Source organism: Streptomyces sp. R11 (assembly GCF_041051905.1).
Classification (GTDB): Bacteria; Actinomycetota; Actinomycetes; order Streptomycetales; family Streptomycetaceae; genus Streptomyces.
The window spans coordinates 7,626,274-7,639,799 of the sequence record NZ_CP163432.1 but is presented as its reverse complement, the minus strand read 5'-3'; the positions used below and the strand labels follow the sequence as shown (position 1 = coordinate 7,639,799).

Here is a 13,526-nt window from a genome sequence, read left to right as displayed (position 1 = left end):
ACAGGGAGCGTCATCGCCGCTTGCGGCCCGTCTCGCCCGCCGGCTCGGGCTGAGCAGGTTCTGCCTCCGCCGTCGCCTCCGCTACGACCACCGGCTTCCTGGCGGGCGCCTCGACCACTTCGGCAACTCGCCCGTCACGCTTAAGGGCGGTCAACTCGACGTCGCTCACCTCGATCTCGTCGCCCGGCTTATGATCGCCCACCCAGTGGGCGAGCTTGATTCGAGGCATCAGACGCTCCTCATCGCTTCCAGCGTGCGGCCCAGGACCCGCCACTTCGGTGAATGGCCCTCCTGGGGGCGCTCCTGCGACGTGTAGGGCCGGCCGGTACCGAACTCGACCTGCACGGCGTAGGGGACGTTCGCCGCGATCTCGCCCCGCCAGCCGAAGCTGTTACGGACCAGCTTGGCTTCCAGGGACCGCTTGTAGTCTTGAGAGCGGATCGCGGTTCCCCAGGTGGGGCCGCTATAAGTCGGCGCGAGCGCCTCCGCGATGGCCTTGCCCTGGTTGGCGAGCGACAGCATGTACGCGGCCATCTCGGGGCCGGAGGCGATCTGCCGCCACACCCTCCGGTCGATGGTGATCCTGGCGCGGGCCACTAGTCGACCTCCTTCAAGCGAGCCTCGACATGGTGGACGCCCGGTCCGAACGGGTCGGGCCATCGGCCGACCTTGCCGTCGACCTCCAGCGTCATCCCGTCGAACTCGATCCGGTCCGTCTCCAGCAGGTCCAGGTCGACGCCTTCAGGGGTTTGGAGGTTCCAGGCGGTGACCGTGGTCTGTCGGTCCGTGGTCTCCTCTTCGGACCGAACCGGCACGCCCGCGGGCTGGATGTTCACGCCGGCTACCTCGGTGTGCTGCGCGTTCTCCCAGTCCCGCTTCTTGTTCTTGTACCGGTCCTCAACGAGTGGCGCCCGGACGCGGGTGAAGGACTGGTAGAACATCAGGCTCACGGCGCGTCTCCGTGGTTGATGCGGTACTTCTCGACCGCAGTGGTCCACTGCGACGTGACGCCGATGGATGCCTGAGCGCCGAAGCCGACCGACTGGCCGCCCACCGTCATCGACGTCAGGCCAGGCCGCACCGCGTACTGGGCGCGGGCCTGGTCGACGATGACCTCGGCGATGTCCTCCGGGATCAGCTCGTATCCGTGGCTCCACACGACCTCGATGCAACGCAGCTTGTTCGGCCAACAGCAGCCGACCCGTCGCAGGAACCCGTCCGCCGACCAGTCGTAGTCGGTGCGGTAGGTCAGGGCCTCCCCGTCCAGCTCGACGGACGCCACAGCCGTGACCGGGGCGGCGGGCAGGAGCAGCGACTCCTTGCCGTTGCCGTCCAGGACGGTCGTTTCACCGGCCACAAACGACACGTAGTGCCGGACAGCGCCGCGGAAGCGACTGGACGCCGCCCCCAATGCCTGCAGGAGCTTGAGATCGTCGGCGGGGACACCCAGCCAGATCGCCAGGTCTGCCGGGTCGGCGAGGTAGTCAGTCGTCGCCACCGCCCGCACCGCCCTTGCTGGCCGCGGTGCGGCTCTTGTTGCTGACCGTGCGCTTCTTCGCCGGAGCCGGGGCGGCCTCTTCGGTGCCGTCCTGCTCGGGCTCGTCGAGGACGCCCAGCCTGCGGGCGTCGGTCTCGTTGAGCTTCATTGTCGTCTTCACGCCGTGCGGCGTGGTCACCTCATACCTCTTCAGCGGTCCGCCCACGGCCGCCACCTCCATGTTCGCGTCGACGGGAGTGGAGTCCGAGGCTGTGCCACATGCGGCGTGAGCGGCGCCGCACGTCGGACAGCAGCCTCGGACCGTCCGTGAATTGACCAGTGTCACGGCGCGAGCAGACCAGCGGTCCGAAGCGCCGCGAGCAGGCCGTTCACCTTGGTGCGCAGCGCCAGGTAGTCCGCGCGCAGCGCGTCGTACTCGGCCTTCGTCGGGGTGGCGCCCGCAGCGACGACCGACGTGGCCGCAGCCGCGTCAGCGACCGCAGCCGCCTGCTTGCCCTCGCGGGCCGCACCCGCACCTGGGTTGAGATACGCCATGTCAGCCTCCTCAGGCGGTCAGGTCGATCTCGACGAACGCGTTCGGCTGGATGACCCCGAACGCGGCCCTCATCTCGGCGAGGATCGCAACCATGTTGCGGATGAAGAAGTTGGCGTGCGAGTCGCTGATGGTGATGGATGCCTGCTCGCGGTCCCACAGGACTGCCTTGCGGAAGTCACCGACGTAGCCGGTGCCCGCCGGGACGGCCTCGGTCTCGACGACCGGAAGCCCCCACAGGGTGCCCGCAGTACCGGCCCCGGACGGGCCGCCGAAGTAGAAACGGGCTTCGTTGTCCTGCAGGAGGTCGATCGTCTCCAGGTCCGCCGGGTTGAGCAGGTAGGCGTTGGCGACCGAACGTCCGACGAGCCGAACCTTCGTCTTGGCCTTGCGGGTGGTGGTGAGCGGGTCGGTGTCCCAGGCCTGCGCCTGCACACCGGACACGGTGGCCAGGCCCTCCAGGTTCTCGCCGGTTCCGTCACCGGCGATCATCTGGTCTTCGAGCTCCTCCTCCAGGCCGTAGCGGAGGAACGCGTCGATGATGGAACGGACCTGCGCAGCGTCGCTCAGGGCCCGCTTGGTCAGCGGGATCCAGTGGGCGATCGTGCGGACCGGGGTGGTGACCTTCGCCCACGCCAGCGCCGACTCGGGCTTGACGCCGTTGGCGGCGTTCATGCTGCCCGGGTCCGCCGTGGCGGTGGACTCCGCGACCGGGGCCGCATTGTTGGTCTGCGACGTCTGCCGCACGTACTCGATGGTGTCCGACGTGGTCGTCAGGTTCGTGACCACGTCCCGCAGCCGCAGCGGGCGCTGGAACGCCAGCATCCCGACCTGCAGGCCCATCAGGTCGTTGTTGACGAACGCGCCGCCGGACGTGTCCGAGGAGCCGGTGACGAGCGTCTTGTAGCCGACCGGCCGGGACTGAACGCGGTGATCCTTGCCGAACACGCCGTTCGGCGCCGACTGCATCAGGCCCTGGTACTCACCCGACTTGACGAAGGTCTCGCCCAGCGACGCCTTGGCGTCCGGGATGACGAGTCCTGAAGGGGTGCGGCGCTCGCCGGACTTCTCCTCGACCTGGATCTCGTCACCGAGGTCCGAGAGAGCCTGCCGCATCGTTGCCGACGCCTTGGCCTTCTCGAGGCCGGCCTTGGCGTCCTGCGCCTGGTCCATGTGCTGCTTGACCTGGCCGCGCTCGTCATCGGTGAAGTCGCGGCCCTCGTCGTCGGCCTTCGCGGCGATGGCCTGCGCCTGCAGAAGGTGGTGCTTGAGCTGGTCCTTCAGCTCCTGGATCTTGTCCATCTCTCCTCATTCCGTGAGCGGGAGCGCCTCGACGAACAGCACGTCGAAGCTGTTGCGCAGACGGAGCGAGGCGGGGCTCGGCCCGGCGGGCTGATCCGCCTTGGCCTCAGTGGATTCCTGAGGCGAGGCGTCAGCGGGCGGGGCAGGCGTGGCCTTCTCGGCGTCCTGCGATGTGTCGTCGCTGGAAGGGAGGGAGTCCAGCAGCTCCGAAGCGAGGCGCGCGATGTCACGCACCCTCTGCTCGTTCTGAGCCGACAGCGTCCTGCCGGCCTTCAGATTCTCGAGCGTCTCCTGAACCTTGATCAGGCCAGGAAGCATGTCGGCGGCCGTAGCGCTCTTCACGTCGAGGAGCTCGGTGGCCTGGTTGGCGCCGATCAGTGTCGGGCCGACCTCGTACAGCTTGAGCTTGCGCAGCTCGTAGAAGCCGGGTCCGTCCTTCTGCTCCACCCACGAGCCCTCTTCGACGTCGTAGGCGAAGGAGAACTGGGTGACCCGGCGGCCCTTGAGGAGCTTGTAGACCTGGGCTGACTTCGTGGCGTCGAGGTCGATGCGGGCCTTCACCCACAGCCCCTCGGGCCGCTCCTCAGCCTCCAGCACCTCACCGATGTGGTACTCGGGGTCGTGGGACATGTGCGACCACAGCACCGGGATCGGGTCCCCGCGGCCCTTCCACTCGGCCAGGGTTTCAGCGAAAGCGCCGGGCGTAATCCTGTCGCCGACACTGTCGAGGTTGTAGGCGGCGACGATGGCCTCGAACACGCCCTCGTCGGTTCCTTCGTGGGTGCCCGCGGCCTTGATCCGCACCGGGCAGCTCTTAGTCCGCATGGTCACTCCGAATTCGAATACGTCAACAGGCAACGGCAGTTCGCCGTCTCCTCCGCGTCACCGGTGCTGTCGCCGGGCCAGCGCAGACCGTTGCTGAACACGCCGCCCAGCGGGACCTTCTCCCCGTCGACGGCGGCATGCTGGGCTCGCGGATTGCTGCTTGTGGTCTGCCACACCTTGAAGCCCAGTCCGGACGCCTCTGCAGCGTCGTGGCCACCGAACGAGAGGGCTTCCGTCGCCGCCGTCTCGCTGCGCGTCAGGGCTGCTACAGCCCACAGGCCGCCAGCGACGAGGAGGGCCCCGGCCACACCGCCCTCCTCGGGCGGCTGCTCTACCGCCTCAACCGCGGCCTGCTCGCCGGCCGCATCGTGCAGCTCGGCGTGATGCAGGGCGGCGGCCAGCAGCCAAGGCTCCATGACCTCTGCCGACCAGCCGTCCTCGGACGGGTTGAACTCGTCCAGGACCCTGCGCGCACCCGCGAGACCGAACCGGAGGATGTAGTCCGCGATCAGCTTGGACAGCCTCGCCAGCCGGGCAGCCCGGCCAGACGACCACCGCGACCGCACCGCGCCAACAGTCGAAGGCTCGGATTCCGTCAGGGCGGCGAACTCCTGCTCCGTCAGCCCCCGCAGAGCGTCCGCGAAGTCCGCACGCAACTCATCCGGCGAGCGCTGCTGGTCCGTCTCCGGCCCGGCCTTGGTGGACACCAGCCGGGCTCGTGCTTTTGGGACTGCGTCAGGCTCCGGCGCCGTATCTCGCGGCGACGCCAGGCCGCCCTCCGTCACGTTCAGCGGCACGATCAGCTGGTCGCCGCCGTCGATCGCAGGCAGGTTGTTCCTGGCCCGCGTCTCATTGACGGTCATCCACGGCCGGCCTGTCGCCGTCGACGCAGCAACGGCCTGCTCCTCGAAGCTGCCGCGCATCTTCGCGTCGATGTTGAACTCGCAGTACACGTCCTCGCTGTCCGGAAGGTCAGACAGGATCTGCGCCTGGATCTCCTGCGCGAACATCGCCAGGTACGGGCCCAGCGTGTCCTGGTACAGGTGCCGGTGCTGCTCCTTGATGTTGGAGTAGGTGGCGTGATCAAGGATCCCGATCAGCGGCGGCGGAATGAAGTACGCCGCCGACACTTCCTCGCGGGTCAGCTTGCGGGCCTCGATGTACTGGGCCTGCTGCGGGTTGAAGCCGACCGGCTTGTAGTCCATGCCGTCCTCGAGGATCGGCGTTCCGCCCTCCCCGCCACCGCCCTGGGTGAAGCTGCGCCACATCTCACGGAAACGCGCCTTCTCCCCCGGCCCCCACTCGGGAGCATCCGGAGGGCGCACCAGAACACCCGTGTGACGGGCTCCGCCCTTCCACATCGCCGCCCGCTGCTTCGCCGCCTCCGTCGACTCCAGGAGCACATCCCGCAGCGACTCGATCGGAGAGGTTCCATGCGTGAGGGTCTCCGGCGTGTAGCCGTGGACGTGCACGACCTCGTCCGGTCCGAACTCCCGGCCTCCCGCGGTCTCGTAGTACTTCGGGGCGATCCAGTTACCCTCGGCCGGCCGGATCAGCGTCGGCGGGACCGGCAGCAGCGCCCGCCTGCCCCTCATCCGCAGCTTGATCGCATAGAAGTCGTCGTACAGGGCGTAGTCCGACACCATCCGCTCGATGAACCGGTACTGCGTCATCCCAGGCAGCGGCTCGGCAAGAAGCTCTGCGAGCGGATGCCGGGTGAGGCGCTCCCGGTCCGTGTCACTGACCCGCCGGAACGTATGGATGCCGACCTGGGCGATGTTCCTCGCCAGGAACGCGATGACCGTGCGCACCTGAGGCTGCGTCCGCCAGATCGCCTCGTACTCCCACGGGGCCGCCGGGATCGGCATCGCCGAGAACATCGGGGTGACGCCGGCCCCCGTGGTCGCGAGCTGCCCGGAGCTGACCACGAACGCCATCAGCCACCCCCGCCAGACAGCACCTGGGTGAACTCCACCTTGGCCCGCTCGATGACGACCTCGCCGTCAACCGTCTGCGGGGCCCGGCCGGCCTCAAGGAGTTCGACATCCCGGAGCACCAGCAGCGGGCCCCGCTTCGCCCACAGGATCCCGCTGAACGCCTTGTCGGCCAGGTTGACGACGACTCGCTTGCGTACTGCTGTACGACGCCACGCGAACATCAGCGACCTCCCCCGGCCGCTACACGACCATGATCTCGTCCTCTTCCGCGTACCGGGACTTCCGGCGCGGCGGCCTGGCCACGATCTCCGACATGGCCGTAGCCAACGCCGACACCCCGTCGATCTTGTCGCCAGAGTTCGCCTTGTCCGGCTTCACGTTGCCCGCCGGGTCCATCGCCACAGCCAGGTTGTCGACACACCAGCGGACCACCGGATGCCCGCCATGCCGCAACGCTGGCTGCTGCGGGGTGCCCTGCAGCACCAGCCGCTGAATCTCCTTCAGCACCGGCGACATCGTCGCGAAGCCCTGACGGACCTTCACCATCGGAGCCCGCTCCGACACCAGATCGTTCGTCAACTGGCTCGCGTTCCACGGGTCGTAGCCGATGCTGCGCACCTTGAACTTGTCCCGGTCCCGGCGGATCTGCTCACGGATCCAGTCATAGTCCGCGACGTTGCCCGGGGTCGCCGTCAGCCAGCCCTCACGCACCCACCGAGACGCCGCACCCGCCGTCCGCTTGTCCAGCGCCTTCAGGTTCGCCTCGGGGGTCCAGAACCGCCACAGAGCGTCCAGTGTGCCCGTCTCGTCGTCCGGGAACAGCCAGCACAGCGCACACAAGTCGCTCGTACTGGCAAGGTCGAGGCCGCCCCACGTCTCCCGGCCCGACAGGGCCTCCTCGTCGACCAGACCGGCGTTGACATCCCAGTCCTCCAGGCGCAGGAAGCGAGTCGACTGCTTTGTGCGGATCCCCAGATGGAGTCGCAGGTACTTCGCCAGGTCGGCGGGGCTTTGCTGCGCCTCAGCAGCCGCACCCTTCAGATATGCCGCGCTCGGACTCACCCCGTAGCCGGGGTTCGCCTTCCGCTGCGTCTCTACCGAGAACGGATCGTCGCCCTCCTCGGCGCCCCACACCACTCCGAAGGTGTCCGGGTCGTGCAGAGCACCGCGGGCCAGCTGCTCGACGTACTGACGGCGCCGGTCGTAGATCGACTCCTGCTTGCCCTCATCCGCCGTGGTGATGATGACGACCAGCGGCTGCCTGCGAGAGCCCGTACCCGTCTCGATCGTCTCCACAAGGTCCGGCGACTTGTGGACGTGCAGCTCGTCGATGATCCCGCCGTGCACGTTCGCGCCGTGCAGCGCCTCGGCGACCGAAGAGACGACCGTGAAGTAGCTTCCCGACGCCGGATGCGTGATCTTCTTGGTGAACGCCTTCACGTTGCCCTTCAACGCCGGCGCCCGCTCCGCGATCGTCTTGATCGGGTCGAACGTGTAGCGGGCCTGCTTCTCCGACGTCGCCGCCGCATACACCTGAGCGCCCGGCTCGTCGTCCGCGGCCATCAGGTACACGGCGATACCGCCCGACAGCGTCGTCTTGCCGTTACGGCGCGGCACGTCCACGTACAGCTTGCGGACGATCCGCACGTAGCCCTCAGCCTCGTCGTCCCAGCGGACGTAACCGAACACCGGGGCGATGATGTACGCCACCTGCCACGGGTCCGGATCCAGCGGCTTGCCCGCCCACTTGCCCTGCGTGTGCCTGAGCAGATGAAACGCCCGCAGCACCCTGTCCACACGGTCCGGATCGAACACCGCCCCCGGCGCCTCCCGCGGCGACGGCGTCTGCACCTTCGGAGGGCAGTCCGGCAGCGGAATACCGCGATCCTTCAGGTACCAGCCGACCTCCGGGCTGATCCCGAGGTCAGCCAGAACCTGCGAACGGGTTCGCCTCGTCCCCATCGTCGCCCCCGCCCCGAGCCAGGGCCTGCTCCGTGGACGGAGTCAGCCCGAAGTGGGCGGCCCAGCTCCTCATCTCCCGGCCGGCGTTCCGGGCGATCGCCACACACGGATGCGCCAGCTTCCCCTGCCTCGCCTCGATGACGAGACCCTCCTCCTGCACGACGCGCGTCGCCTCGACGAACACCGCCCACGCCTCGCAGTACGCCGCCAGCGCCGCCCGATCCTGCTCCTTGACCAAGTCCAGGCGCGACAGCTCGGGGATCACCCGATCCCACTCGGCGGCAGCCTCGTCCGACAGCCAGTCCGGAGCCGCCGGGGGCACCCGCTTGAACGCCGGGCCGGGTTCGACCTTGCGCCCGCCCGAGTCCCGGCCCGGTGAACGGCCCGCGATCAGCTTGAGGCCGGCCGGGGCGGCAGTTCTTCCCATGTCAGACCCCCTGTCGGCGAATTGAGCGCGCGTCTCGCTTTCTGGCCGCGGCGGTCCCCAAAATTTTTTCCGCCGTGATTTTTACTCCCCTACGCGTGCGCGCGCGTGATCAAGAATTTCCGAGCTTCTTTTCGCGCGCTTTTCTTGATCCTTGTGCGGCCTCGCGCGCGGTCTTCTCGCGATGGCAAGGCTCCGAGTGGATCACCCCGAGGTTGCTGAGGTCGCGTGCTGCCCCGCCCTGACTGATCGGGATCTTGTGTTCGAGCTCGTCGGCCCCTTCGCCTCCGCAGACGTAGCAGCAGCCATGATCTCTGGCCATGACTTGACGCTTGAGTGCGCGCATGGTCCCGCTGCTCATGCCGTAGCGCTCTTGAGGCGATGGTCTACCTCGCCATGGCTCAGGCTGATGCTCATCACATCTGCCTCGATGGGTAGCGAGCTCATAGCACTCAGGGAGTGAGCATCGGGTGGGTGGTGCGACTGGCACGATGCACCTCCCGCATGGTCACAGGTATGTCACATCACCCTGTTGATCAATACCTGGTGGTGTGATCGTTCCTCGCGCGCGCATCACGCGCGCGTGATGGATGGGGGGGGATGACATGGCCAGTGGTTGCCGTGATTGCCAGACGTGCACGATGTCGTGGATCGCTCGTATGGGGCGTCACACGCTGTACTTCATCTGCCTGGCTTGGCTGGTGAAGCCCGTGTTCTTGAAGAACTGCCCTCAGTGCAAGCACATGATGGGCCGCCACCAGAGGCGCAGGGACGGCTCGTTCCAGGACTAGACCCTGATGACGTTGATGGTGAGTTCGGCGTTGTCGACGTTGTAGCCGAGCGTGCTGCCGTAGTCGTTGGGGCTGAAGGGCCCGAAGACCTGCGTCTCTCCTGCGGGGATGGACTCGGAGCGCACGGGCGCGGTGAGGCCATCGACGGAGACGATGGTCGTGAAGGTGATGGTCCTCGATGAGGCCCCGGTGTTCTTGACGATGAGGACGACGCGGCCGTCGTTGGCGGTCGAGTTGCCGTTGGTGACGTCGCCTGCGGTGGCGGCCGGGAGGACCGTGCCGGAGCGGGACGCCTGCGTCGCGGCGATGTTCGTGCGGGGCATGGTCGTCTCCTAGTAGACGGTGAGCTCTCCAGCTCGGTAGACGGGCGTTTCGAGGCCTGCGGCAAAGGTGATCCACACGCTGTATTTGCCGGGGTCAAGGGTGACCGTGCCGCCGTTGGGGCCGAGGAGCAGGCGTGCCCAGGATCCGGACCATTCGCCGGTCAGCCAGTCTTCGGTCACCGGGTTGGATCCAGATCCGATCGGCAGGAACGCGAGCTCGGGCGGGGCGGCCAGCGTGACGGGTGCTCCTCCGATGGAGGCGACAACGTTGACGTGCAGGTACTCGGTGCTGGTGGCTGCTATTTCCACGGCTTGCTCACCACCCAGCGACTCGTCGGCGCCCGCACGCTCAGGTTGACGTCACTGTCGTCCGGCCCGGTGGTCTCTGCGCCGAGTTCGCTGTTCGCCGTCAGGCTGGCTGCCGCGTGAGCGGACAGGGTCGCGGCGGCGTTGAGGTCGGTGTCTGCGCTGAGGTCGGCGGCGGCGAAGTAGGCGGGGGTGGCGGCCGCCGTGAGTGCCCCGTCGGCGGTGAGTGCGGCGGAGGCTGTGTAGACGGCGCCGTCAGCAAGGGTGTTGAAGTTGTCGTACTCGGCGAAGTCGTCGGCGCCGGCGTCGCGGTGGGAGCTCATGTCGAGGGCGCACGTGTCGATCCCCGCGGTCACCCAGGCCGGGGTGGCGAGCGTCCTGCGGTTGGTCCACGTCGTCCCGTCGGGGCTGGTGTCCCAGTACACGTTGGTGCCGTCTTCACGCAGCCTCAGGTAGGCGTGCGTCGTCGGGTTGTAGGCGATCTCGACTGCGGCACCGTCGAAGTAGCCGGTGTCGGACTGCATGCGCAGCAGGCTGCCGACAGCCTTGATTGTGAAGCCGATGCGAGTGCCGTCCGTGCCGCTGTTGACGAGCATGCCGCAGTAGCACTCGGTCGCCGCGCCCGCGGTGGGCACCGTGGTGACCTTCACGAAGAGACTCGCGCCGGCCAGAGTCCAGGAGTAGGCGGTCTGGTAGCCGGCGAAGCCTGTGGTGCAGGGCACGCGGGCTTTGCCGCCGGTCTCGGTGACGCCGCCGTAGGAGTTGCCCCAGTTCGGGCCGATCACGTTGTCGTTGAAATTGTCAACGAGAGTTGAGAGGGACGGCATGACGCCTCCCTACGACAGCGCGAATGTCAGGGAGGCTGCCGGGATACGGAGTTCATCGCCGGCTGCGACGGTGCGGGATGCGGCGAGCGCCCCGTACCAGAGCCTCACGGGGGTGCCCGCGTTGTCCCACACTTCGACTCCGACGACGGTTGCGGCGGGCATTCCGGTCCATACGAGGTCGGCGGAGTTGGAGGTGGCGCCGTTGGTGGCGGCTGCGACGGTGAGGTTCTTCCGGGCGTAGGAGCCGCCGGTGACCTCGGTGCCTGCGGATGTGTCGCTGCCGTTCGCGGTGACGAGCGCGACTTTCAGCGGAGTGGTGGGCGCTGTCGCCGCGAGGCCCATGATCCAGTCCATGGCCCGGTTCTCGGCCGTATTCGTCATGTTGTCGGCGATGGGACTCACCCCATATTGGAAGCCCCGCCGTCCGTGACGGGGGGATTGTTCGGACGGCGGGACGAACTAGGCGGCGCGGTGTGCGCGCTCGGGCAACGGCGGCGGGTCGCCGAGGTGGACGTCGCCGAACTCATCGACGGTCTTCCCAGGCAGTTCGCGGACGTCGTAGCGGCCGTTGTGGCTGGTGATGCGGCCTTCGGATGCCCATCGCCAGATGGTTCCGACGGGCCGGCCGGTGTACCAGGCGGCGTCGGCGGCGGAGATGAGAGAGAGGGGCATGTACACCCCCTGGGTATGACGGAGGCCCACCGGTTGGGGTGGGCCTCAAGCGCACGAAGGCTAGTTGAGCAGATCATCGCTTCGGTGCAGGTGAACTGTCAAGTTGTGGTTGAGGGTTTTGGGGCGGTCGCTGAGCCCCGTACCCGTCAGTGGGTGATCCTCCACAGAAGCTCAGCGAGCCCAACGCCCGCCGCGTAGCCGACCGGGATGCTGATGATGCAGAGCAGGACCGTGGTCACGCTGCTGCTCCCGTCTGACTGGCGCTTTGAGTCGCGAGCGGCAGGTCGAGTACGGCGCTGCGGTCGTACTGCGTGTCGCAGCCGCGACAGCGGGCGCCAGGCGTGGATACGGTGACGCGGAGGACGGTGCCGCAGGGGCAGGCGACGGCTATGGGCCGCTCCTGCCGTTCGCCGGTGATCTGCCGCTCGCACTGTCGGACCAGGCCCGATACCTCGACGCTAAAGTCCCAGAAGGCTGGGTGGGTGCTGGCGGCGCCTTCGAGGTTGCCCCGCAACGCACGGACGACTTCGTCGAGTTGCTGCTGAAGGTCGCCGTTCCAGCGCGGGTGGCCCCAGCCGAAATGCTCGTGCCAGTCGACCTGCCACGTCTGCAGGACGGTGACGACTCCCCCGCGCGCCATGAGCGACAACGGCTCCAACCGGAGCGGGAGCGGTGCGGTGCGGGACACGGACACGACGGGCCCGTCCCCACCCCGGCCGGGCATTAGGCGGGTGGCCAGCTGGGCGTAGAGCCCGTCGGGGCCAGGGAGTTGCCGCAGGGCCGTGTCGGCGCGCTCCTGACAGAGACGGCACGACACCCGCCCGAGTTCGTCCTGCCGGAGTTGCCGGCCGCAGCCGCAGGTCGGCCACGAGTATCCGTCGAGGGTGGTGGTCTGGTCGTGCACGGCGGCTCCTCGGTGCGGCGGGGCTGCTGGTGACGCTGAGTCAATGTTGCCGCATGGGGTTGACAACCGGGGGCACGACAAAGGCCCGGCCGCGCACGGGCGCGAACCGGGCCGGTGTGGGGGGGGTGACGACGTCAGGAGGCGGCGTCCTCCTCAGAGGCGAGTTGCGCAGCGAGGGCGTTGAAGGCGTTCACGTACTGGTTGGCGTCCTTCAGGTAGGCCGGCTCCGGCTTCACCGTGTACGTCTGCGCGGCCCCGTTCCCGAACGTCACGTTGATGACAGCGGCGCCCTTGTTCTTGCGCCCAGTGGCTGCCGCGGACACTCCGAGAGTCGCGGCCCCGGCAACGAGCCGTGTGGCGGTCCAGGCTTTGTGGGCTCCTGCGTTGATGAACTCTGCAGATCCACCCTTGACGGGCCCGAGGTTGGTCATGCCTCTTGTGGACGACGGCCACATCTTGAGCATGGCGGCGGTGTTCATGGTCTTCTCGGCGGGATGGGCGTTCCGCCATTCCTTGAGTGCTTCTTTGTCGGCTTGCCGTTGGGCTGCCGCTTCTTGCCGCTGCTGCTTCTTCTCGGCTTTGACCGCAGCCTTCTGAGCGGCCTTCTCCGGGTCTCGATTGAAGAGCATCGTCCCCCCCTTGCATGGTGTACGGGTGCGCATCATGCGCTGCTGCGGGGGTCCCGTGAAGGCGATGTGTCTGAGTTGTGACAGAGCATCACGAAGGCCCCGGCAGAGAGCCGGGGCCAGGGGTGGTCGGAGCTACTGGTTGGTGTTCTTGACCCAGGCGCCGACGTTCTTGTTCTGGACGTTGCGCTGGTCCTGATAGACGGGGCCGGAGTAGTTGTGGTGGTGCTCCTCGGGCAGTACGCCCTTGGCGCGTCGGAGCAGTGCTGCAATCGCGAGGACGAGGGCGACGGGGGCGCTGGCGCCGATCGTAAGGCTGATGGGGTTGACCTGGTCGAGGGTGTACAGGACGAGGCACGTCATTCCGCCAAGAGGCACAGAGGCGACGCTCGCGGCGAGCATGACGCCGCTGATGTCGGTGGCGCGCTGCGACATCGGGGGCCGGCCGGGCTGGGCTACGGGCGGGGCGGTGCCGTACTGCGGGACGGGGGCGAGGTCGCGGTAGGCGGTGGGGCGGTAGGCGTCGTGGATGAGTCGGTGGGCTTCCTTCTCGGCGGCCTCCTCACTCAGCGGGGCGATGGGCTCGGGCACGGGTTC

The 13,526-nt window shown here is 67.9% G+C and carries 21 protein-coding genes; all 21 read right to left on the bottom strand.

The window, feature by feature from the left end; translation table 11 throughout:
• Positions 1-10: 10 nt before the first annotated feature.
• The 21 genes from AB5J55_RS35395 to AB5J55_RS35295 all read right to left on the bottom strand — a co-directional run bounded on the left by AB5J55_RS35395 (position 11) and on the right by AB5J55_RS35295 (position 13,520).
• On the bottom strand, positions 11-229 hold the full coding sequence (locus AB5J55_RS35395; RefSeq protein ID WP_369274522.1) for a hypothetical protein: 219 nt from the start codon (positions 227-229) through the stop codon (positions 11-13).
• Positions 229-597, bottom strand: a complete 369-nt coding sequence (locus AB5J55_RS35390) for a hypothetical protein (RefSeq protein ID WP_369274521.1) — start codon at positions 595-597, stop codon at positions 229-231. Before AB5J55_RS35390 ends, AB5J55_RS35395 begins: the two co-directional genes overlap by 1 nt.
• Positions 597-950 carry a hypothetical protein gene (locus AB5J55_RS35385; protein ID WP_369274520.1) on the bottom strand — a complete coding sequence of 118 codons (354 nt, stop codon included), beginning with the start codon at positions 948-950 and terminating at the stop codon, positions 597-599. The genes AB5J55_RS35390 and AB5J55_RS35385 overlap by 1 nt, the downstream gene beginning before the upstream one ends.
• Positions 947-1,498, bottom strand: coding sequence for a mobile element protein (locus AB5J55_RS35380; protein ID WP_369274519.1), 552 nt, complete (start codon positions 1,496-1,498; stop codon positions 947-949). Before AB5J55_RS35380 ends, AB5J55_RS35385 begins: the two co-directional genes overlap by 4 nt.
• On the bottom strand, positions 1,485-1,703 hold the full coding sequence (locus AB5J55_RS35375) for a hypothetical protein (RefSeq protein ID WP_369274518.1): 219 nt from the start codon (positions 1,701-1,703) through the stop codon (positions 1,485-1,487). The genes AB5J55_RS35380 and AB5J55_RS35375 overlap by 14 nt, the downstream gene beginning before the upstream one ends.
• 116 nt (positions 1,704-1,819) lie before the next feature.
• The gene (locus tag AB5J55_RS35370) at positions 1,820-2,032 is read right to left on the bottom strand and encodes a hypothetical protein (RefSeq protein WP_369274517.1); all 213 of its coding nucleotides are present in this window, start codon (positions 2,030-2,032) and stop codon (positions 1,820-1,822) included.
• Between the two features lie 10 nt (positions 2,033-2,042).
• Positions 2,043-3,332, bottom strand: coding sequence for a phage major capsid protein (locus tag AB5J55_RS35365; protein WP_369274516.1), 1,290 nt, complete (start codon positions 3,330-3,332; stop codon positions 2,043-2,045).
• Positions 3,333-3,338: 6 nt separating this feature from the next.
• Positions 3,339-4,157, bottom strand: coding sequence for an HK97 family phage prohead protease (locus tag AB5J55_RS35360; RefSeq protein WP_369274515.1), 819 nt, complete (start codon positions 4,155-4,157; stop codon positions 3,339-3,341).
• 2 nt (positions 4,158-4,159) lie between these two features.
• Positions 4,160-6,094 (bottom strand): phage portal protein, encoded by a 1,935-nt coding sequence (locus AB5J55_RS35355; RefSeq protein WP_369274514.1) that lies wholly within the window; start codon positions 6,092-6,094, stop codon positions 4,160-4,162.
• A complete protein-coding gene (locus AB5J55_RS35350) occupies positions 6,094-6,315 on the bottom strand; it encodes a hypothetical protein (protein WP_369274513.1) in 222 nt (73 codons plus the stop codon). The genes AB5J55_RS35355 and AB5J55_RS35350 overlap by 1 nt, the downstream gene beginning before the upstream one ends.
• A gap of 19 nt (positions 6,316-6,334) precedes the next feature.
• Positions 6,335-7,945 carry a terminase large subunit gene (locus AB5J55_RS35345; protein ID WP_369274512.1) on the bottom strand — a complete coding sequence of 537 codons (1,611 nt, stop codon included), beginning with the start codon at positions 7,943-7,945 and terminating at the stop codon, positions 6,335-6,337.
• Positions 7,946-8,018: 73 nt separating this feature from the next.
• Positions 8,019-8,483, bottom strand: a complete 465-nt coding sequence (locus AB5J55_RS35340) for a phage terminase small subunit P27 family (RefSeq protein WP_369274511.1) — start codon at positions 8,481-8,483, stop codon at positions 8,019-8,021.
• Positions 8,484-8,592: 109 nt separating this feature from the next.
• The gene (locus AB5J55_RS35335; RefSeq protein ID WP_369274510.1) at positions 8,593-8,826 is read right to left on the bottom strand and encodes an HNH endonuclease; all 234 of its coding nucleotides are present in this window, start codon (positions 8,824-8,826) and stop codon (positions 8,593-8,595) included.
• Between the two features lie 441 nt (positions 8,827-9,267).
• The gene (locus AB5J55_RS35330) at positions 9,268-9,594 is read right to left on the bottom strand and encodes a hypothetical protein (protein ID WP_369274509.1); all 327 of its coding nucleotides are present in this window, start codon (positions 9,592-9,594) and stop codon (positions 9,268-9,270) included.
• Positions 9,595-9,603: 9 nt separating this feature from the next.
• Positions 9,604-9,903, bottom strand: coding sequence for a hypothetical protein (locus AB5J55_RS35325; protein WP_369274508.1), 300 nt, complete (start codon positions 9,901-9,903; stop codon positions 9,604-9,606).
• Entirely contained in the window at positions 9,894-10,727 is an 834-nt protein-coding gene (locus AB5J55_RS35320; protein WP_369274507.1) for a hypothetical protein, read from the bottom strand. The genes AB5J55_RS35325 and AB5J55_RS35320 overlap by 10 nt, the downstream gene beginning before the upstream one ends.
• Positions 10,728-10,736: 9 nt before the next feature.
• Positions 10,737-11,108: a hypothetical protein gene (locus AB5J55_RS35315; protein WP_369274506.1), complete on the bottom strand. Its 372-nt coding sequence runs from the start codon at positions 11,106-11,108 to the stop codon at positions 10,737-10,739.
• A 78-nt stretch (positions 11,109-11,186) separates the two neighbouring features.
• Positions 11,187-11,399 carry a DNA-binding protein gene (locus tag AB5J55_RS35310; protein ID WP_369274505.1) on the bottom strand — a complete coding sequence of 71 codons (213 nt, stop codon included), beginning with the start codon at positions 11,397-11,399 and terminating at the stop codon, positions 11,187-11,189.
• 235 nt (positions 11,400-11,634) lie between these two features.
• On the bottom strand, positions 11,635-12,303 hold the full coding sequence (locus tag AB5J55_RS35305) for a hypothetical protein (RefSeq protein WP_369274504.1): 669 nt from the start codon (positions 12,301-12,303) through the stop codon (positions 11,635-11,637).
• Between the two features lie 134 nt (positions 12,304-12,437).
• Complete coding sequence (locus AB5J55_RS35300) at positions 12,438-12,968, bottom strand: hypothetical protein (RefSeq protein ID WP_369274503.1); 531 nt, start codon at positions 12,966-12,968, stop codon at positions 12,438-12,440.
• A 96-nt stretch (positions 12,969-13,064) separates the two neighbouring features.
• Positions 13,065-13,520 carry a hypothetical protein gene (locus tag AB5J55_RS35295; RefSeq protein WP_369274502.1) on the bottom strand — a complete coding sequence of 152 codons (456 nt, stop codon included), beginning with the start codon at positions 13,518-13,520 and terminating at the stop codon, positions 13,065-13,067.
• Positions 13,521-13,526 lie beyond the last annotated feature (6 nt).

Coding starts and splice junctions, on each gene's coding strand:
- AB5J55_RS35395 (WP_369274522.1), bottom strand. CDS start 229: ATGCCTCGAATCAAGCTCGCCCACTGGGTGGGCGATCATAAGCCGGGC.
- AB5J55_RS35370 (WP_369274517.1), bottom strand. CDS start 2,032: ATGGCGTATCTCAACCCAGGTGCGGGTGCGGCCCGCGAGGGCAAGCAG.
- AB5J55_RS35365 (WP_369274516.1), bottom strand. CDS start 3,332: ATGGACAAGATCCAGGAGCTGAAGGACCAGCTCAAGCACCACCTTCTG.
- AB5J55_RS35360 (WP_369274515.1), bottom strand. CDS start 4,157: ATGCGGACTAAGAGCTGCCCGGTGCGGATCAAGGCCGCGGGCACCCAC.
- AB5J55_RS35355 (WP_369274514.1), bottom strand. CDS start 6,094: ATGGCGTTCGTGGTCAGCTCCGGGCAGCTCGCGACCACGGGGGCCGGC.
- AB5J55_RS35350 (WP_369274513.1), bottom strand. CDS start 6,315: ATGTTCGCGTGGCGTCGTACAGCAGTACGCAAGCGAGTCGTCGTCAAC.
- AB5J55_RS35340 (WP_369274511.1), bottom strand. CDS start 8,483: ATGGGAAGAACTGCCGCCCCGGCCGGCCTCAAGCTGATCGCGGGCCGT.
- AB5J55_RS35335 (WP_369274510.1), bottom strand. CDS start 8,826: ATGCGCGCACTCAAGCGTCAAGTCATGGCCAGAGATCATGGCTGCTGC.
- AB5J55_RS35330 (WP_369274509.1), bottom strand. CDS start 9,594: ATGCCCCGCACGAACATCGCCGCGACGCAGGCGTCCCGCTCCGGCACG.
- AB5J55_RS35320 (WP_369274507.1), bottom strand. CDS start 10,727: ATGCCGTCCCTCTCAACTCTCGTTGACAATTTCAACGACAACGTGATC.
- AB5J55_RS35315 (WP_369274506.1), bottom strand. CDS start 11,108: ATGACGAATACGGCCGAGAACCGGGCCATGGACTGGATCATGGGCCTC.
- AB5J55_RS35310 (WP_369274505.1), bottom strand. CDS start 11,399: ATGCCCCTCTCTCTCATCTCCGCCGCCGACGCCGCCTGGTACACCGGC.
- AB5J55_RS35300 (WP_369274503.1), bottom strand. CDS start 12,968: ATGATGCGCACCCGTACACCATGCAAGGGGGGGACGATGCTCTTCAAT.